Annotated in this window: 17 protein-coding genes; 7 read left to right on the top strand and 10 right to left on the bottom strand. The window is 33.0% G+C overall.

Annotation, left to right across the window (positions count from 1 at the left end):
• Position 1: 1 nt before the first annotated feature.
• From FC72_RS01650 to FC72_RS01625, 6 genes are all read left to right on the top strand, one after another.
• Complete coding sequence (locus FC72_RS01650) at positions 2-1,675, top strand: HTH domain-containing protein (protein WP_057764130.1); 1,674 nt, start codon at positions 2-4, stop codon at positions 1,673-1,675.
• 122 nt (positions 1,676-1,797) lie between these two features.
• The gene (locus FC72_RS01645) at positions 1,798-2,676 is read left to right on the top strand and encodes an ABC transporter ATP-binding protein (RefSeq protein WP_057764128.1); all 879 of its coding nucleotides are present in this window, start codon (positions 1,798-1,800) and stop codon (positions 2,674-2,676) included.
• Positions 2,669-3,421, top strand: coding sequence for an ABC transporter permease (locus FC72_RS11135; RefSeq protein WP_057764126.1), 753 nt, complete (start codon positions 2,669-2,671; stop codon positions 3,419-3,421). Before FC72_RS01645 ends, FC72_RS11135 begins: the two co-directional genes overlap by 8 nt.
• Positions 3,421-4,521 carry a sensor histidine kinase gene (locus FC72_RS01635; RefSeq protein ID WP_057764124.1) on the top strand — a complete coding sequence of 367 codons (1,101 nt, stop codon included), beginning with the start codon at positions 3,421-3,423 and terminating at the stop codon, positions 4,519-4,521. Before FC72_RS11135 ends, FC72_RS01635 begins: the two co-directional genes overlap by 1 nt.
• 3 nt (positions 4,522-4,524) lie before the next feature.
• Complete coding sequence (locus FC72_RS01630) at positions 4,525-5,130, top strand: response regulator transcription factor (protein WP_057764121.1); 606 nt, start codon at positions 4,525-4,527, stop codon at positions 5,128-5,130.
• Positions 5,131-5,171: 41 nt separating this feature from the next.
• Positions 5,172-5,957, top strand: a complete 786-nt coding sequence (locus FC72_RS01625) for a Cof-type HAD-IIB family hydrolase (RefSeq protein ID WP_057764119.1) — start codon at positions 5,172-5,174, stop codon at positions 5,955-5,957.
• 82 nt (positions 5,958-6,039) lie between these two features.
• Here the strand turns inward: FC72_RS01625 and pyk are convergent, their stop codons facing one another.
• The 3 genes from pyk to dnaE form a co-directional block, all read right to left on the bottom strand.
• On the bottom strand, positions 6,040-7,809 hold the full coding sequence (pyk, locus tag FC72_RS01620) for a pyruvate kinase (RefSeq protein ID WP_057764117.1): 1,770 nt from the start codon (positions 7,807-7,809) through the stop codon (positions 6,040-6,042).
• A gap of 40 nt (positions 7,810-7,849) precedes the next feature.
• Positions 7,850-8,809, bottom strand: a complete 960-nt coding sequence (pfkA, locus tag FC72_RS01615) for a 6-phosphofructokinase (RefSeq protein WP_057764115.1) — start codon at positions 8,807-8,809, stop codon at positions 7,850-7,852.
• 105 nt (positions 8,810-8,914) lie between these two features.
• Positions 8,915-12,229, bottom strand: coding sequence for a DNA polymerase III subunit alpha (gene dnaE / locus FC72_RS01610; protein WP_057764113.1), 3,315 nt, complete (start codon positions 12,227-12,229; stop codon positions 8,915-8,917).
• Positions 12,230-12,322: 93 nt separating this feature from the next.
• On the opposite strand from dnaE, the gene FC72_RS01605 reads away from it, so the two are divergent.
• Positions 12,323-12,514 carry a YjzD family protein gene (locus tag FC72_RS01605; protein WP_125592128.1) on the top strand — a complete coding sequence of 64 codons (192 nt, stop codon included), beginning with the start codon at positions 12,323-12,325 and terminating at the stop codon, positions 12,512-12,514.
• A 44-nt stretch (positions 12,515-12,558) separates the two neighbouring features.
• Here the strand turns inward: FC72_RS01605 and FC72_RS01600 are convergent, their stop codons facing one another.
• From FC72_RS01600 to obgE, 7 genes are all read right to left on the bottom strand, one after another.
• Positions 12,559-13,287 carry a hypothetical protein gene (locus FC72_RS01600; RefSeq protein WP_057764111.1) on the bottom strand — a complete coding sequence of 243 codons (729 nt, stop codon included), beginning with the start codon at positions 13,285-13,287 and terminating at the stop codon, positions 12,559-12,561.
• 54 nt (positions 13,288-13,341) lie between these two features.
• Entirely contained in the window at positions 13,342-13,524 is a 183-nt protein-coding gene (gene rpmF / locus FC72_RS01595; RefSeq protein ID WP_057764109.1) for a 50S ribosomal protein L32, read from the bottom strand.
• Between the two features lie 89 nt (positions 13,525-13,613).
• Entirely contained in the window at positions 13,614-13,931 is a 318-nt protein-coding gene (locus FC72_RS01590) for a LapA family protein (protein WP_057764107.1), read from the bottom strand.
• A 12-nt stretch (positions 13,932-13,943) separates the two neighbouring features.
• Positions 13,944-14,741: an SDR family NAD(P)-dependent oxidoreductase gene (locus FC72_RS01585; protein WP_057764105.1), complete on the bottom strand. Its 798-nt coding sequence runs from the start codon at positions 14,739-14,741 to the stop codon at positions 13,944-13,946.
• Positions 14,742-14,743: 2 nt separating this feature from the next.
• Positions 14,744-15,682 carry a ribonuclease Z gene (gene rnz, locus FC72_RS01580; RefSeq protein WP_057764103.1) on the bottom strand — a complete coding sequence of 313 codons (939 nt, stop codon included), beginning with the start codon at positions 15,680-15,682 and terminating at the stop codon, positions 14,744-14,746.
• Positions 15,683-15,695: 13 nt separating this feature from the next.
• Positions 15,696-17,618, bottom strand: coding sequence for an acyltransferase family protein (locus tag FC72_RS01575; protein WP_057764101.1), 1,923 nt, complete (start codon positions 17,616-17,618; stop codon positions 15,696-15,698).
• An 11-nt stretch (positions 17,619-17,629) separates the two neighbouring features.
• Positions 17,630-18,913, bottom strand: coding sequence for a GTPase ObgE (obgE, locus tag FC72_RS01570; RefSeq protein WP_201781785.1), 1,284 nt, complete (start codon positions 18,911-18,913; stop codon positions 17,630-17,632).
• Positions 18,914-19,042 lie beyond the last annotated feature (129 nt).

Here is a 19,042-nt window from a genome sequence, read left to right as displayed (position 1 = left end):
TATGTTAAATGTTCGTCAAATACAAATTTTAATTTTACTTTGGAATGATGATTATACGGGGACCGAATTGGCCGAAAAAGTAAATAGTTCACGCAGAACTATCATTCGTGACATTAACGAAATTAATCAATATCTAATCGAGAGATCAATTGCTCAGATAAAATCTAGTAGCAAATACCACATGGTAATTAAAAATTACCGAGAATTTCAATCTTTAATTGAACAATTTGAAATTGACGATCAAACTTTTTTATTTAAATTATTAATCTTAAAAAATAAAAGTATAGACAATCTAATGGCCGAGACTTACCTTTCCAAAAGAGAAGTGACTAATACAGTTGAAAGATTGAATAATCGTTACCACGGATTTATCAATATAGTTTCAAAAATAGGTAAAGGCTATCAAATTGAATTCAAAAAAATAACTGAAGTAGATTTATTAGCTTATTTAATTTTCAATAATCCCAAGTTCATTCAGAATATACCTGAATTAGACTTACCTACCATTAATAAGATAATTGAAAAGAATAAGCAATATATCCCGCCAGAAGTGAATAAGTACCTTGTATCAAAGCAGATCACAGCACAACTTATTGCATTAAATATTTGTAAAGTTGAAGATACACAGGACTTTTATTTAGATAAAATAGAAACACTAAACAAACTAAATACCTCATTCATCAAAGAAGTTTTAAGAAAAGTAACTAACAAATATGGATTACGTTTAGATGAAACTACTTTAGTAACGGATATTACAGAACACTTATGCCGTAATAACTTGTTCCCTACTTTCATATCAGCGTCTCTTATCAAACAAATAAAAGATATCAAAATAAAGAATCCTTTTGCTTTTGATCTAGCTAATGACTTTAGAAAAACTATCGAAAACAAAATACCTGATATTTCCATCAATGATGAATATATTGGTCTATATGTCGTAAGAGCTATGGACATAATGTCTGAAGATAAAAACATTAAAATACTGATGTACACTTACCAACGTTCAATTGCCAATATCAACGAGAATATTCTTTTAGAAAATATCAATAATATCAATCTTAAAAGTGTCTACTCAAAAGATGAATTTGAAAAGTTTGTAAAAACAAATCATTATGATATAAGCATTATGAACGGACCCAATCGAGGTGATTCTGGACAATTTGATATTTCTATCAACGGAATTATCAATCAACAACACATATCCTATTTAAAGAGAATCACAAGTAATTACTACATCAATAAGAATTTAAGTAATATTTTGACGCCAAATAACTATCTAAATCTTGCTAATAGCAATGGAAATTACTTAAGCAATTTAAAGATTGGTCTATCCGAATTTAAGAACAGAGATCTCTTATCAGATGATTTAATTCAAACCTTGATCAATCGTGAGGAAGCTGGTAATCAACTTATAATAGACGGTGTAATTGCAGTTCCCCACGCTACTGCCAATATTAAATTTGGTAATATATTTGCGATAAAGTTAGATAACCCTGTAAATTTAAACAATAATTTAATCAACTTAATCTTAAATGTTGTGATAAATGATCAAGAAGAAGAATCTCGTCAAATATTTAGTTACCTATATAAGATATTCCATAACACCCCAAAAGAAAAAATAAAACAGATTTCTAGTTATGATGATCTGTTAAAAATACTTAATACGCAAGAATAGACTACATTTTTAATGTAGTCTATTTTTTATGACATTTGTCATATTATATTGTGACATTACTTACTACCCCACAATGTTCAATCGCCTTAAAATTTAGTTATCAATTAAAGGAGGTAATAATTATGGAAAATATTATTACCGTTGAACATTTAAGTAAAAAGTATAATCAAAACACAATTCTAAATGATATTAATCTAACGATTCAAAGCGGACAAATCATAGCACTGTTAGGAAAAAACGGTGCGGGAAAAACTACCTTAATTAATATAATGCTCAACTTGATAAGTCACGATTCCGGTTCAATCAGTATATTTCCAAATTCAAAACATCCTAAAGAACATATTGGCGTAATGATGCAAGATAATATTACTCTTACCCGTATAACAGTAAAAGAAATAATTGAATTAACGCGCAGTTATTATAAAACACCCAAAACATATCAAAAGCTAATCGAAATATCAGATTTAAAGCAATTCGAACATTCAAAAATGTCACAATTATCAGGTGGTCAAAAACGTCACCTAGCATTTTCTTTAGCCATTGCTGGTGACCCAGAATTATTATTTTTAGACGAGCCTACATCTGGAATGGATAGTAAAAGTAGAATTGATTTTTGGCAAGAAATCCTTCAATTAAAAAAGCAAGGTAAAACTATTTTCGTAACTAGTCATTATTTAGAAGAACTGGAGAATGTTGCTGACAGAATCATTATATTAAAAGACCACCAAATTAAATTCGATGACTCAATTGCACAACTTCGTTTACTACAAGGGCAAAGTCTAATCGAATTTGATAGCAACATATTAGATGTTTTCGGAAATCTAACAAATCTCAAAAAATTAAATCATTTTGGTACTCATTATCAATTGATAACATCTGATCCTGAACTATTAATGCAAGAGTTAAGTCCCTATTTAAAGGGAGTAACTAATCTAAAAGTACATCAAAACTCATTAGACTCACTATTTAATTCTTTTGAAGAAGGTAAAAAAAATGACTAAATTTAATTACCAAGTAAGGTTAAATTTTACAAGAATAATTTTAAGAAACAAACGTTTCTTTTTGTTTGACATGATGTTACCAATCATCTTTTACTTGTTGTATACAAAAGTGCTGACTTCAGGTATCTCTAAGGCTAATTTAAAAATTTGGAATACCAACTACCTTATAAGTATGATTATTTATAGTTGTCTTTTAGGTTCTGTCATCACAGTATCAAATACATTATTGGAAGATCACACTAGTCACTTCGATCTATTTACGAAACTAACACCTCTTCCCAGATGGCAATACTATCTTTCACTAATTATCATTTTTATGTTCTTAAATGTTATATCCTCAATAGCAATCATTCTAATAGGTATAGTAATTAATCATATTTCATTAAACATTGTCACATGGTTGATCATTATGACAGTCAACCTTTTGGGAACAATTCCATTGATTTTTGTAGGTATTCTTATCTCACTATTCAAAAATTCAAACACGATAAACTTGCTAAATAATCTAATAGTATTTCCTTTAGCAATGATTAGTGGTTTATGGTGGCCCATTGACATGATGCCAAAATGGCTACAAATTTTTGGTAAATTAACTCCTACTTTCGAGCTTTCGTCTATTGATAAGTCTATACTTTATAATAAAGGTATAAGTATAAATCAAATTTTGGGTTTAACTATTTGGTTACTAATAATAATTACTTTTACATTTATCCTAACAAGATTTAGACATAAGGAATTAACATAATGAAAAAATTCTTCAAAGAACAGATATTGTTTCCAAAACGTTTTGGTTTCATGCCATACTTTTGGACACTATCATTAATTATCCTTACCAGTCAAATGTTATTTAATAACGGAAATTTTGACTGGTTTTCTCTTTTTTTGATCATAATATTTTTAAAATTATATCGTGATGGTTACGAAAATCAGCCATTACTAACATTTGATATTATTGGTCAGCTTATTTTAGCTATTTATTTTAGCTTTACTCACGATATGAGTACCCTATTTATTTTTACGGCATGGGAAATAGGTTCTGTTAAAATCACTCAAAAAAGATTCCATTTTTACACCCTTATTTATTTAATACTAATCACTATACCCCTTGGATTCAATATGATTTACCATTTTAATCGTTACGATAGTTTTGGTGTTATTGTTACAATCACTTTTGCAGTTGGTTCACCTTTTGCTGCTAGATCACTTAGTAATTCCTATAGAAGGCTTGCCTCATTAAACCAAAATAATAAACGTTTGGAATCAATTATCAGACAAAATGAACGTTCTAGAATTGCAAAGGATCTACATGATAATCTTGGACAATCATTTTCATTAATAACTCTTAAAACGGAATTAGCTGATAAATTGATCGATAAAAATGTTGAACAAGCTCACTCTGAACTAAAAGACATTGCTAAAACTTCACGAGAGAATTTAACTCTAGTTAGACAAATTGTAGCTGATTTAAATGAAAAAACTATTGCCGCTGCAATGATTGAGGAAGAAAATAACCTACAAACAGTTAAAATACATCTAAGTTCTGATAATGAAGATATTTCCGAACATTGGCCAAAAGATATTCAAAATATTCTTGCATCAGTAATAAAGGAAGCTTCGACCAATATAATTCGTCATAGCATGGCAGATTATGTATTTTTTCAATTCAACGAAGACAACAAGCATTTTTATTTAACAATTTCAGATAATGGGGTTGGATACTCGAAAATTAGAAAAAACGCCTTCGGAATCCAAGGAATGAGTCAGAGAATTGAGGACATTAAAGGAACCTTAGAAATTCAATCAAAAAAAGGAACAACAATTTCAATTAAAGTTCCTAAGGAGTAAATAATGACTACAGTTTATCTAGCAGAAGATCAAGAAATGTTAAATACTGCCCTATCGACTCTATTAAATCTTGAAGATAGCATAGAAGTCATCGGTACAGCAACGAATGGCGAATCAGCACTAAAAGATATAATTAAGTTACAACCTGATATAGCGATTTTAGATATTGAAATGCCTAAGATGTCTGGTCTGGAAATTGCTTCTCAATTAAGGATCATCAAGCAAAATGTTAAAGTCATTATTCTTACGACGTTTGCTCAAGCCAGTTATTTTGAACAAGCCGTATCCGCCAAAGTAAATGCATACTTATTAAAAGATAGTCCAACTGACGAATTAATTGAAACCATTCAAGAAGTTTTAGACGGAAAAACAATTTTTGCTCCAGAACTGGTAACTAGCATTTTAACTTCCGAAAAGAATCCATTAACAAACAGAGAAATAGATATCTTAAAGCAAATTGATTTAGGACTGAGCAGTCAAGAAATTGCAAAAAAAGTTTTTCTTTCAGATGGAACCGTCAGAAATTATATTTCTTCAATTCTAAGTAAAACAGGTACACGTTCTAGAATTGAAGCTCTATATATTGCTAGAAAAAATAAGTGGATATGATAAAATTTTGGGTAATAAACTTAACTTAGGAGTTATTTTAAATGATAAAATTATTTGCTACTGATATGGATGGAACTTTTTTACGTGATGATATGACTTACGACGAAGGGAAATTTGCTGAGATTCATAAAAAAATAACATCACAAAATATTAAATGGGTTGTTGCAAGTGGTAATCAATACTTTCAATTAAAATCATTTTTCAAAAAGTATCCAGATACTATCTATGTTGCTGAGAATGGTGCATACATTCGAGATTTAGAAAAAGTTTATGCATTACATTCCTTCGATAATACATCCACAAATAAAATCATTGATAAATTATCTAAAATACCACAACTTCAAATTTTAGTATGTGGGGCAAAAAATGCATACACCTTAAATAGTGAACCAAGGGACTACATTAAAAATGTTAAAAATTATTATCATGAATTATCAATTGTAGACAATTTTAAAGAAATTGATGATCAGATTCTAAAATTTGCTTTAACATGTCCACCATCAGAAACTGAAAATTTGGTTAATTTATTAAAATCTGAATTATCAGGAATTGCTGAACCAACTAGCAGCGGTCACGGAGATATTGATATAATTCAACCTGGAAGAAATAAAGCAGCCGGTTTAGCTGAACTTGGAAAGAAATTGAATATTTCTTTAGATGAAATGTGTGCTTTTGGTGATGGCGGTAATGATTTGGAAATGCTTAGAGAAGTTGGTCTAGGTGTAGCAATGGAAAATGCTCAGGATCGCGTTAAAAAAGTATCCGATAAACAAACATCTGATAATCAAAGCCAAGGGGTTTTGAATTTTATATCTGAATTTATTTAAAACAAAAAAAGCTAATCTACTATGAGGCGTCCCTCTGTAGATTAGCTTTTTAATTTAAATCATTTAATGAATGGAGTATGTATTATAGAGAACGTGAAGCACCCTTGTATACAACACCACGTCTTGAATCAACTGTTACTGTTTCACCATCATTGATAAGTGAAGTAGCATCCTTTGCGCCAACAACAACTGGTAGACCCATAGCAATACCAACAACGGCTGCATGTGATGTCAAACCACCGTTTTCAACAACAACGGCACTAGCTTTTTCAAGAGCTGGAAGGTAATCCTTGTCTGTCATTTCTGTAACAAGAATGTCTCCTTCTTTAACTTTGTCATTTGCTTCTTTAGCTGAATGAGCAACAACTGTGTTACCAACAACTGATTCTTCACCAACACCTTGACCCTTAACAAGCTTTGAACCAATTAGTTGTACCTTCATCAAGTTAGTTGTACCACTTTCACCAACAGGAACACCGGCAACAACAAGGATCAAATCTCCTTCTTTAGCAAAGCCAAGTTCTTGAGCTTTCTTTGCAGCAAGGTCAAACATTTCATCAGTGTTTGCAGGCTTGTCAGCAATAATAGGATCAACACCCCAGTTAACTGTCAAACCACGTTGTGTTCTTTCGTCAAATGTAATAGCAAGGATATCAGCACTTGGACGGTATTTAGAAATCATACGTGCAGTGTAACCTGATTTAGTTGCTGTAACGATTGTCTTGATGTTTAGTTCTTCAGCTGTTCTAACAACTGATTCACCGATTGACTCTGTAACGTTTGAACCCTTGTATTCTTCGAATCTTTGGATTGCAAGTTGGTTACTCTTGTCTAATTGTTGTTCTGTACGTTCGTCGATTTGGCTCATAGCAGCAACAGCTTCTACAGGATAGTCACCATTAGCACTTTCACCTGAAAGCATTGTAGCATCTGTACCATCAAGAACAGAGTTAGCAACGTCAGTAACTTCGGCACGTGTAGGACGTGGGTTTTCTTGCATTGAATCAAGCATTTGTGTAGCAGTGATAACTGGCTTACCAAGAGCGTTACACTTCTTGATCAAGCTCTTTTGAACGAATGGTACGTTTTCAAATGGAATTTCAACACCCATGTCACCACGAGCAACCATCAAACCATCAGAAACTTTCAAGATTGAATCGATGTTGTCGATACCTTCTTGTGATTCGATCTTAGGGAAGATTTGAACATCTTCACAGTGTTTTTCTTCAAGAATTTCACGAATATCAAGAACATCTTGAGCTTTACGAACGAATGAAGCTGAGATGAAGTTGATTCCGTTATCACAACCGAAACGAATATCATCAGAATCTTTTTCTGTGATACCTGGTAGGCGGATTTCAACACCAGGTGCATTAACACCCTTTCTTGAACCGATCATACCTTCGTTTTGTACTACTGTAACTAATTCACGATGTTCGTCATCTTTTTCTGTGATCTTCAAGTCAACAAGACCATCATCGATCAATACGTGACCACCAACATGTGTATCGTCATAAAGACCTGGGTATGTAACAGCAATCTTTTCTGGTGTACCTGTCAATGAATCATCCATAGAAATACGAATAACATCACCGATCTTGGCTTCGAACTTTCCGCCTTCTTGAACAGTTGTACGGATTTCAGCACCCTTAGTATCTAAAACGATACCAACAGTCTTACCAGTAATTTTTTCTGCTTCGTGAACCATCTTCATACGTGAAAGATGTTCTTCATGATCACCATGTGAGAAGTTAAAGCGGAAAACGTTAGCTCCAGCTTCGATTAACTTAGTAATTGTTTCAACATCATTACTTGCAGGACCAAGTGTACTTACAATTTTTGTTCTTTTCATCAAGAAACCCCTTTTCTTTTGATAAATCTATTGTACCAAATTATCTGCTTAATGATTTATTTAAATCATATAAGTCCAAATCAGGTTTGTGCTTTCCATCGAATAAATCAAGCATGCTGTGGTATGTTAACTTATTGTCTTCTGTACCAATAGCTACTCCACCTTTTCCTTCTTCAAGAAGGTCAACGGCATATGCACCCATCTTACTTGCTAAAACACGATCTCTAACTGTTGGTGAACCACCACGTTGAACGTGTCCAAGAACAGTACTACGTACTTGGAAGTCACCGAATTCATTTAGCTTATCTGTGAATTCTTGAGCATGCATAACACCTTCGGCAAGAATAACAAGCATATGCTTCTTACCTTTTTCGCGACCCTTTTTGATACGGTTAGCAATTTCAGCAATATCAAAGTCACGTTCTGGAACAACGATTTCTTCAGCACCACCAGCAACACCAGCCCAAAGAGCGATATCACCAGCACCTCTACCCATAACTTCGATAACAAAAGTTCTTTCATGGGAAGTGGCTGTATCTCTGATTTTATCGATTGATTCGATAACAGTACTTACGGCTGTATCGAATCCAATTGTAAAGTCTGTGTAAGGAATATCATTATCAATAGTTCCTGGTAGACCAACCGCATTGTAGCCATGTTCTGTAAGACGCAATGCACCATGGTAAGAACCATCTCCACCAATAACAACCAAAGCATCGATACCGAATTTCTTAAGTTGTTCGATACCTTTCAATTGTCCTTCTTCTTTGGCGAATTCTGGATATCTTGCAGAGTACAAGAATGTTCCACCACGTTGAATACGATCAGATACATCAGAAGCAGTTAATGGGAAAATGTCCCCAGCAACTAAACCAGCATATCCATAATTAATGCCATACACTTCTAAGCCTTTGTCCAAAGCTCTACGTGTGACTGCTCTAATAGCAGCGTTCATACCAGGGGCATCGCCACCACTGGTTAAAATACCTATACGCTTCATTATTCACACTCCAAATTTATTTGTTTCAAAAACAAAACCTTATAAAATATAACATTTTTTTCACATTCTTTGTAGAGCTGAAAACGTTTTAAGTTGAAATTAATTCTATTTTTTTAAATAGACATTTTTTTCTCCCAACATTTTTACAAGTTCTGTCTTCATATCATCATTAAAACGCACCCATCGATTCTGTTTCAATAATATTGCCTGCTTATTTTTATCAAAATAAAGAATCACGGGAACTTTTCCTGCATCTTTTTCTATCAGTGTATAAAGCTCTCGCAGTTTATACTCCGAAAAACTAGATGGTATTTTTAAATATAATTTTTCTTCAGGCAGTTTGACCATGTATTGATTAGGTTCGTTTATTTTATCAGCAATAAATTCCAAATCGCCTCTTCTGCCATCTTCTGGTCTACCAACGATCAAGAAAATATTATTGTCCAGTTCTTCTTCAGATAGCTTTTGGAACAATCGCGGAAAAACAGTAACGGATATCTTCCCAGTTTCGTCCTCTAAGCTCAAAAAACACATCTGCTGACCCTTTTTTGTTCTTATCACATGAACATCTCTAATTAATCCTACAATATTTACATTCTGCTGTTTAAATTGATCCAACTGACTAATTTTAATAGTAGAAGTATTCAATAATTTCTCTCTAATTTTTTCAACTGGATGGCCTGACACATAAATACCTAAATATTTTTTCTCTTGATTCAATTTTTCGGTCAAAGTAAAGTCATCAACTTCGTGCTTTTTCGGCTCTAAAACGTCAAAGAGTGAGAGATTAGAACCAGATAGTTGAATACTTTCCGTTAAATCACGAAAATCTAGTAATAGTTCTCGGCGATTTTTATTAAATCCATCAAAAGCTCCAGACAAAATTAGTGGCTCCAAATATTCATTTTTAACAAAACGTTTATCTATTCTCTGTAGAAAGTTACGAGGATTAGAATACTCTCCATTTTTAATTCGTTCTTCTAAAATATCCTGAGCCAAGTCACGACGAACTCCTTTAATATTCAAAAGCCCGAATTGAATTGATCCATCATTAAAAGTAAAACTCGATTGGCTATTATTGATGTTTACATTTTTAATTTTTATATGACTATCCTTAGCATCTTGAATATATTGAGAAATTTTTGATTCATTATTAAGATTTGAATTCAACAAGCAAGTATAAAATATTCCTGAAAAATGAACTTTAATATATGCCAACCAAAAGGCAATCATTGAGTATGCAACTGAATGAGACTTATTAAATCCATAATTACCAAATGTCTCGATATAATGATAAACATTTTCTGCCGATTCTTTGACGACTCCCTTTTTCACAGCACCGTTAACAAATTTTTGATGGTTTTCTTGCATTAGAGTTTCATTTTTCTTACTAATAGCACGACGTAAAATATCGGCATCGGCCAATGAAAATCCGGCCATTTGTGATGAGACCTGCATTACTTGTTCTTGATACACTAAAATTCCATAAGTTGGTTGTAATATTTTCTTCAAAGAATCGTCAGGATAAGTTACTGGTTCATCCCCATGCTTTCTAGCAATAAATGTAGCAATATTTTGCATTGGACCTGGACGATATAAAGCATTTGTAGCCACAACATCATCAAATGAGGTAGGCTTTAGTCTTCTTAAGACACTTCTTATCCCATCAGATTCAAATTGAAATACTCCATCAGTTTGACCACGTTGGAATAACTGTAAAGTTTCAGGATCATTTAATGGTATTTTTTCTGGCATAAATTCTCGACCGTATTGATTAGTAATCATTTGAATGGCTGTATCTAAAATCGTTAAGTTTCTCAACCCTAGAAAATCCATCTTTAGCAAACCAACGCTCTCTACATTGTTTTTAGTTTGTTGTGTCAAATTGATGCCATCATCCTCTAATTGCACCGCAACAATATCAGTCATAGGCTTTTTACTTAAAACGATTCCTGCAGCATGCGTTGAATAGTGCCTAGGTATACCTTCAATACGTTTTGCAACTTTGAAAATAAGCTCGTTTTCTTTAGAATCTGAAATAATATTTCTTAAATCATTAGATTCTTCAAAAGATTCCTTAAGAGTTATATTCAATTTTCTTGGTATAGAATCTGACCACTTACTTAATTGAAATTGAGTTTGACCAAAAGTCCTAGAAATATCTCTTAAAGCCATCTTTGCTGCTAATGTTCCAAAAGTAATTATCTGTGCCATATGATCTGATCCATACTTATCGTGCATATATTCAACCATCTCATCACGTCGATCATCAGGTAAGTCCAAATCAATATCTGGCATATTTACACGTTGTGGATTTAAAAAACGCTCAAACAATAAATCATACTTAATCGGGTCAACTTGGGTTATACCCAGAGTATATGAAACTAACGAACCAGCAGCAGAACCACGTCCAGGTCCCGTTTTAATTCCAACTTGATGTGCGTGTTTGATAACATCCCAAACAATCAAAAAATAATCTGAAAACCCCATTTCATCTATAACTTGCAATTCATAATCGAGTCTTTTTTGATATTCAGAAGTAACTTGATCATTCAGACGTTTTTTTAAACCTTTAACAGCCAAATTTCTTAAATAATTGGCGGAAGTAGTACCCGGAGTATCAAATTTTGGTAATTCAGTGTTTTGAAATTTTATTTCAACATTACATTGATCGGCGATAAATTCTGAATTATTTACTGCCTGACCTAAATCATATTCTTTATATATAGAAGAAAAATCTTTTGCAGAATGTAGATAGTGATCACCATGCTCAACTATCTGTTCTAAATTATCAAACTTATCACCTGTTCTAACAAAATTTAATACTTGATACGACAAATGATCGTCATCATTTATATAACGAACATCGCCTAAAGCAACTAGTGGTAATGCCATATCTTGGGAGACTTTTCTAATGTCTTTGACAATATTGATTTGCTCAGAATAAAGTCCTATTCCTAAATATAATGAATCTTTATCAACTAAATTTTTTAATTTTGCAAAATATTCATTTAGATTACCTATATTTAAAATTTCAGGATCAATTGAAGGAGTAATTACAAATATTCCCGACATAAACTCTGAAATATCGTCAATTTGAATTTTTTCTTTAGAGGACATGATCAAAGAAGAAATTTTTATAAGGTTTTTATATCCTTGATTGTTTTTTGCAAGTAAAATCAAATTATAATCAGTATTAACATCAATTATTCCATTGATCTCAATTACCAAACCAATTATGGGTTTAATACCCTGTTTTTTAGCATATTTATAAAAGTCGATCGAACCATAAAGATTATTTATATCTGTCAACGCTATGGCTTGATAGCCCCGTTCTTTGGCCTTATCGACTAGTTCGGTCAACTTTAATGGACTATGTAATAAACTATAACTGCTCATTACTTGGAGTTGTGCTTGCAATTGACTACCCCCTTTGGTTAAAATTATATCAAAGTGTTTATGAACATTATTGGGCAAAGCTCATTTTTGTGCTAAACTACTGAAGAAAGTGAGATGGAAGAAATGAGATATTTCGATGTATTGTTATGGACAATCATTTTAGGTCAAGTTGCTGGCTTCATTGGTGGTGCTTTAAACCAACAAGCTTATAACTTCCAAACTTCTGTTGTTGTCAGTGCTGTTTTCGCAATTATTTTCTTTATCGTTCCTGCTATTTTAGATAAAAGCGACAATCGTGCTAAATAAATCTTATAAAAAACGAGACTAGTTGATCAACTAGTCTCGTTTTTTTATTTGGTTACATAAAGATAGAAGTCTTTAGTAGTCAAATTAACATTAAAATTAACACCCTTGGAGGTAATCTGTTTAATTGTGGTTTTTCCGCCGTCAGCATCTTTTATCTGCTTGGACAGGTTCTTTAAGACAGCTTTACCATCTGCACCCACCAATTGAGCGATTATTCCTAGGTCAGTTCCAAAATTCTTCATACCAACCTTAGACTTCATTGACTTGTATGACAGATTCATAGCAATGCCCATCAACTGATTATCTTGAACATTCATTACTAATTTAGTTCCACTAGCTGTTGTATGCTTTATAATTCCATTACTATTAGCAATTAACCTCATTTGGTCATTTTGCTTTCCCAAGGTTAAATTAGCATAATTATATTGCTGAGCAAACGTTGTATATCCAGCTAAAGGTTTTGCTTTTTTAACCTTAACTATTTCTGTAGTCGAATTATCACCACTAGTTGCCTTTATTCTGACATTCTTATCATGAGTTGCAACGGGAACTGAAATTGCAAAATGATCATCATTAACTTCGACATCTTTAGTCTTTCCACTAACAGTATAAGTTACCTTATCAGCATCTGTAACTCTACCTTTCACAACGGCTACCAATCCATCAGCTTTATATGAATCTTTTGTAGTAGTCAAAGAAAGCTTAGAACAACCAGTCAGAAGTAATAAGAACATTGGAACCATCAATAAAAATAAATATCTAGATTTTTTCATGAGATTTTCCCCACTTATTAAAAAAAAGCCAAGCATAATTTACTTGGCTTTTAATTAAGCTTCTTTTTTAGTGTCAACTACTTGATCACCCTTGTACATACCTGATGGTGATACGTGATGACTTAAACGATATTCGCCAGTAGCAACGTCAAATTGCATGTTTGGTGTATTCAATTTAATATGTCCACGTCTTTGACGTTTTCTTTGTTTTGATGTTTTTCTCTTTGGAACAGCCATATTTAAAAACTCCTTTAATTTATATTAACTTAATCAAATCTAACGTTTAATATAATACTATCATAAAAACGTTAGGGCAAGCAAAATTACTATTTTGTTTGCTTTTTTCCTTCATTTTCCTTTAAAGCATCAGCAATTTGACTATCATTTGAAACTTTTAAATTAGAAAATTGTTTTTTTGCATTTCTACTTAATTTCTTATCGTTCTTCTTATTACCGGTACTCGATAGCAACATTGTAATTATTGCACCCAACAAAAGCGTAACAATTATTAATACTATCAAAGGCAATTTAATATGTGTAAAACCAAAACTTACTGTTACAGGATTTACATTTAAAATTGCAAATATTACAACGATCAACGCAATAACCAATCCAATAACAAATCTTGATTGCTTACTATTCATACTTCTCTCCCCCTATTTACGATTACCAAATGTACTTGCAAGTAAATCACCAACACTAGGTGCTAACTTATAGAGTACCGCTGCTAATCCCATATATCTAGGACGATTTATTTCACGCTTATTAGTATTAAAAGAATTAACAATTTCCCAAGCCAACTTATTTGGATCAAGAACAAAATACTTAACTGAATCCAAATAATTACCGCCATGATCTGCAACATCAAAGAAGTTTGTAGCCACAGGCCCCGGATTTACCGTTGTAACATGAATCTTAAATGGTTTAAGTTCTAGTCTCAAGCCATCCGAAAATGCGATGACGGCCGCTTTAGTAGCTGAATAAGCCGCTGACTTAGGAGTAGTGATCTTACCAGCAATTGAACCAATATTAATGACGTGACCTTTACCTTGTCCAATCATCTTACTAGCAACTAATCTAGTCATCAACATGAGACCTAAAACATTTACTCTGAACATCTTTTCAATGGTAGAAAATTCAGTGTCTAGGTAATTAGAAAAGTCCCCAAATCCTGCAGCGTTAACAAGAATATCAACTTGGTCTGTTAGAGTATAAATTTTATCGACACTATCTGAAATTTGTTTAGGATCAGACATATCAACGCTTAAATACTCATGATGAGCACTCTCTGCACCAACTCTGATACATTCGTTCTTAGCAGCTAGTAATTTTTCTTCATTTCTAGCTAATAAAATAACGTTTGCACCCAACTTTGCTGAATTAATTGCTACATCTTTACCAATTCCAGAAGATGCACCGGTAACAACAACTGTTTGATTTAATAAATCAGTCATATTTATCCTCTCTTTTCCGTAAAAGGTACCTCATAAATATCAAAATCATTAACAACTTTAGTATTTTTAAAAATCTTTTGCGCTTCTTTTTGAAGTGTTAAGGCATTTTTACCTGTATATCTTGCTGAGATATGTGTCAACAACAAACCTTTTGCACTGGCTTTATTTGCAGCCTCAGCAGCCTGAGTAGCTGTTGAATGGAAATAATTATAAGCCATTTTTTTCTCAGAATTAGAAAATGTCGATTCATGTACTATAACGTCAGCATCTTTGGAAAGGCGATCGATTTCTGGTGTGTAACGAGTATCTGAAATGACCGTCACTACTTTACTTGGTTTATCTGGACCAATAAAATCTTTACCATTTAATACCGTACCGTCATCAAGTGTAACTGTATCTCCTGACTTTAATTGACCAAAAATTGGTCCGTTAGGAATATTATATTTTTTCAACTTATCAACTTGTAACTCACCCACTCGTGGCTTTTCAGTCACGCGATATCCAAAACAAGTGACACGGTGCTTAAGTAAACCTGCTTCTACTTTAAATGTCTTATCATTAAATATCTCTCCACCATTTTTTAGCTCAATATATTTAATGTGATAATTAGGTCTACTTCCAGTTACATTTAATGACGTCTCAACAAAATCTCTGATTCCAACAGGACCATATATTTCTAAAGGAGTATCTCCGCCTTGATTTGATCTGCTGGATAAAAGTCCAGGCAAGCCAAATATATGATCACCATGTAAATGAGAAATGAAGATCTTAGTGATTTTCCTTGGTCTAATTGCTGTTTTTAAAATTTGATGCTGCGTAGCTTCACCGACATCAAAAAGCCAAACTTCATTTCTTTCATCAAGCATCTTTAAAGCAACACTTGAGACATTGCGGCTTTTTGAAGGGACTCCAGCTCCTGTTCCTAAAAATTCTAATTCCATATAAAAATCCTATCTATTTTTTATCTAATTGTTTGAGTATTTGTTTTACAACAAATGATGAATAATACATAGAACCATCAGGATTTGGATGGACATTATCATCGTAGAACCAATCAGTATGACCCGCTGAGTAGCCATTCCAATCAATAATAGTTAGATTTTTGTACTTTTTACTTGATTCATCCAAGACTCCGTTAACAGTCTTTTCCCATGGTCTAGTTGGTACATGAACATTGATCCAGAAGACATGTCTATTTGGTCCAACTAATTTCATAACTTGAGAAACTTGGTCATTATTAAATGGTCCATTTGTTCCTAAGCCAATTAATACATTTGGAGCCAAAACTCCTTGATCTTTGTATTTCTGTAAGATATCCAAACTTGAATCCAATTGGCGACTAACAGCTGCATCGACAATAACTTTCTTATCATCAAACAATTTCAAGAAATTATCTGATCCATCTGCCATAACTGAATCACCAACAGCTGTTAATTGAATATCCTTTAATCTTTGCAAATCAATTTGAGTCAATCCATATTTTTCAAAATCCTTATTAACTGGATGGTCTTTTGCGGCCTTCTTATATTTAGCCATGTCAGCAGCGCTGACTTTTCCATTCTTAGATTTATCCTTAGATTTCTTCAAATTCTCAATTGCTTGTTGTTTCTTCTTTTTGTTTGCTTTTTCATTCTTGTTGATCTTAGTTGCAAGCTTGCTGTGGTTAACATTAGGCTTAGGAGCGCCTACTGCTTGTACCACACCATAACAGCCAGTAATACTGATCAATGCAATCACAAGAGCCAGAGTTCTTTGAAGAACTGATGATGACTTGAAAAAGTTTTTAAAGCTTTGTTTATTAAGATGTGCTAATGGTTGCTCTACGAATCTATATGAAAATTCAGTTACCAATAGAATCAAAACAACCTCTATAACTGGATAAAGAATTGGATGATCAGCGACATTCTTAAATTTAGACTCAAAGAATATCATGACTGGAAATTGATATAGATACAAACCATAACTTCTGCTTCCAATATAATGGAAAACTTTATTGGATAGGATTCGATTCCAGAAAGCATCTGGATGCGCAACAACTGCAATCAAAATACATGTGACCACTGAAAAGATAAACATTCCGCCACGATACAAGAAAGCAGATGAATCTTTCATTGTAAATATCATTAATAACATTAAGGCAATTGACAAAGTTCCAATTACATTAAGTTTAACTTTATCAACTCTGGCTATGCCACCTTTAAGTTTCTCGGCAGGCCAAACAATAGCCAATCCACATCCAAGTAAAATTGAGAACAATCTAGTATCTGTTCCATAGTATAGTCGACTTGGATCTACACCTGGCTTAAAGAGAATTGCCATCCAAACAGCAGAAATAACTGAAACTATCATTGCAAATCCAAAAATTCTGCTCTTTTTAACACCAAATTTTACGAATAGTAATAGCAACAGTGGCCAAATAATATAAAATTGACCTTCAATTGAAAGTGTCCATAAATGTGTAAATGGAGATTCGTTATTAGCAAATCTTTCAAAATAAGACTGTCCATTAAATATTTGCCACCAATTATAAACATTCAAAATATTAGTTATAAATATTTGATCCAGATGATATAAAAGGTCTTTCAAAAAGAACACTATATACGCACTAGATGCCAGTAAAACAAATAACATTCCTGGATACAATCTTTTGATTCTTTTGCCATAGAAGTTTCCTAATGAAAATTTACCACCATAATCTACGGTATTGAAGAAATGATCTGTAATTAAATAACCAGAAATCAAGAAAAATATAGGTACCCCTAAGTACCCTCCGGAAAAGACAGTCGGATTTAAGTGATACATGATAACACCAATAACCCCTAATGTCCGCAATCCATCAAATCCACTAATAAATCTTCTTTTCGGTGCTTTATTCATTTTTTTAACCCCTAAATAAATTCGAAAGTGAAATCAAGAATCGTCACTGAATCACCAGATTGAGCACCTGCTTTAATAAGAGCATCTTCAACTCCCATTCCTTTAAGCATGCGTGCAAATCTCATAATTCCGTCTTGATGATCTAAATTACTTCTTTGAAGAAGTCTTTCAACATCTTCACCTTTAACGATAAAGCTATGTTCCCCATCTTTTTCGACAGTGAGACGATCAGCTTTTGCTTCATAATTGTATTCTTTTGTCTCATCATCATTTTCAACGTCAAAGTGAATTGGCTCTGCATTTTGTAATACAGTGCTAGTATGATTCATCAAATCTTTGACACCAGTATGTTGAATACTTGAAATTGGAAAAATATCGACATCATCAGGTAATTTACTCTTAAATTCTTTTAATCTCTCGTCAGAACCTGCAATATCTAACTTAGTTGGAACGATTATTTCAGGACGTTTTAAGATATTGCCATCATATTTACCTAATTCATTTCGAATCGATAAATAATCTTCATAAGGATCACGACCATTTTCTGGGTCCATATCTACCAAATGAAGAATTACTCTGGTTCTCTCAACGTGACGTAAGAATTGGATTCCCAACCCTACACCATTTGATGCGCCTTCGATCAATCCAGGTAAATCAGCAATAACAAAATCTAATCCACTATCTAACTTAACCATCCCTAAATTAGGTGATAAAGTCGTAAAGTGATATGCTGCGATCTTAGGCTTTGCAGAAGTTGCTACTGATAATAAGGTAGATTTTCCAACAGAAGGAAAACCAACTAACCCAACGTCAGCAATTAATTTCAATTCCAAACGTAAATGCAACTCTTGACCTGGTTCACCATTTTCAGCAATTTCAGGAGCTCTATTTTTAGAATTGGCAAAATGAATATTACCTCTACCACCAGAACCACCTTTTGCTACAACTAACTCTTGGTTGTGTTCTGTTAAATCGCCTATTAACTTTCCAGTATCCTCATCATAAACTGATGTACCTGCGGGTACGACTATATATACGGGATCTGCTTTACGTCCATACATACCTTTGATCTGACCATTTTGACCAGGTTCAGCTTTAAAAATACGTTTATATCTGAAATCCATTAACGTATTCATTCCTTCATTGGCCTTGAGGATAATATCTCCACCACGACCACCATCACCACCAGCTGGACCGCCTAAAGGTACATATTTTTCGTGGCGGAACGAAACAGCTCCGTCGCCACCTTTACCGGATCTAACGGTGATTTTAACGTTATCTACAAACATTAAAATCCCCCTTTCTAAACATAGTTATCATTTTTAAATTTTAGCACAAAAACGGGTTTCATAATACTTTGAATAAAAGAAACATTTTAAAGGCCATTAAAACAGTTTAAACGTTTATGAATGATTTTGAAAGAA

It is taken from the genome of Companilactobacillus tucceti DSM 20183, assembly GCF_001434665.1.
Taxonomy (GTDB): Bacteria; Bacillota; Bacilli; order Lactobacillales; family Lactobacillaceae; genus Companilactobacillus; species Companilactobacillus tucceti.
Note: the sequence above shows the minus strand (reverse complement) of the source record. Positions and strands in the feature narration are given on the sequence as shown.

Bases quoted from the DNA above. Each gene is read 5' to 3' on its own strand.
- pfkA (WP_057764115.1), bottom strand. From the start codon at position 8,809: ATGAAGCGTATAGGTATTTTAACCAGTGGTGGCGATGCCCCTGGTATG.
- FC72_RS01575 (WP_057764101.1), bottom strand. From the start codon at position 17,618: ATGAATAAAGCACCGAAAAGAAGATTTATTAGTGGATTTGATGGATTG.
- FC72_RS01590 (WP_057764107.1), bottom strand. From the start codon at position 13,931: ATGAATAGTAAGCAATCAAGATTTGTTATTGGATTGGTTATTGCGTTG.
- FC72_RS01605 (WP_125592128.1), top strand. From the start codon at position 12,323: ATGGAAGAAATGAGATATTTCGATGTATTGTTATGGACAATCATTTTA.
- FC72_RS01645 (WP_057764128.1), top strand. From the start codon at position 1,798: ATGGAAAATATTATTACCGTTGAACATTTAAGTAAAAAGTATAATCAA.
- FC72_RS11135 (WP_057764126.1), top strand. From the start codon at position 2,669: ATGACTAAATTTAATTACCAAGTAAGGTTAAATTTTACAAGAATAATT.
- FC72_RS01625 (WP_057764119.1), top strand. From the start codon at position 5,172: ATGATAAAATTATTTGCTACTGATATGGATGGAACTTTTTTACGTGAT.
- FC72_RS01585 (WP_057764105.1), bottom strand. From the start codon at position 14,741: ATGACTGATTTATTAAATCAAACAGTTGTTGTTACCGGTGCATCTTCT.
- FC72_RS01630 (WP_057764121.1), top strand. From the start codon at position 4,525: ATGACTACAGTTTATCTAGCAGAAGATCAAGAAATGTTAAATACTGCC.
- rpmF (WP_057764109.1), bottom strand. From the start codon at position 13,524: ATGGCTGTTCCAAAGAGAAAAACATCAAAACAAAGAAAACGTCAAAGA.
- pyk (WP_057764117.1), bottom strand. From the start codon at position 7,809: ATGAAAAGAACAAAAATTGTAAGTACACTTGGTCCTGCAAGTAATGAT.
- FC72_RS01600 (WP_057764111.1), bottom strand. From the start codon at position 13,287: ATGAAAAAATCTAGATATTTATTTTTATTGATGGTTCCAATGTTCTTA.
- FC72_RS01635 (WP_057764124.1), top strand. From the start codon at position 3,421: ATGAAAAAATTCTTCAAAGAACAGATATTGTTTCCAAAACGTTTTGGT.
- FC72_RS01650 (WP_057764130.1), top strand. From the start codon at position 2: ATGTTAAATGTTCGTCAAATACAAATTTTAATTTTACTTTGGAATGAT.
- rnz (WP_057764103.1), bottom strand. From the start codon at position 15,682: ATGGAATTAGAATTTTTAGGAACAGGAGCTGGAGTCCCTTCAAAAAGC.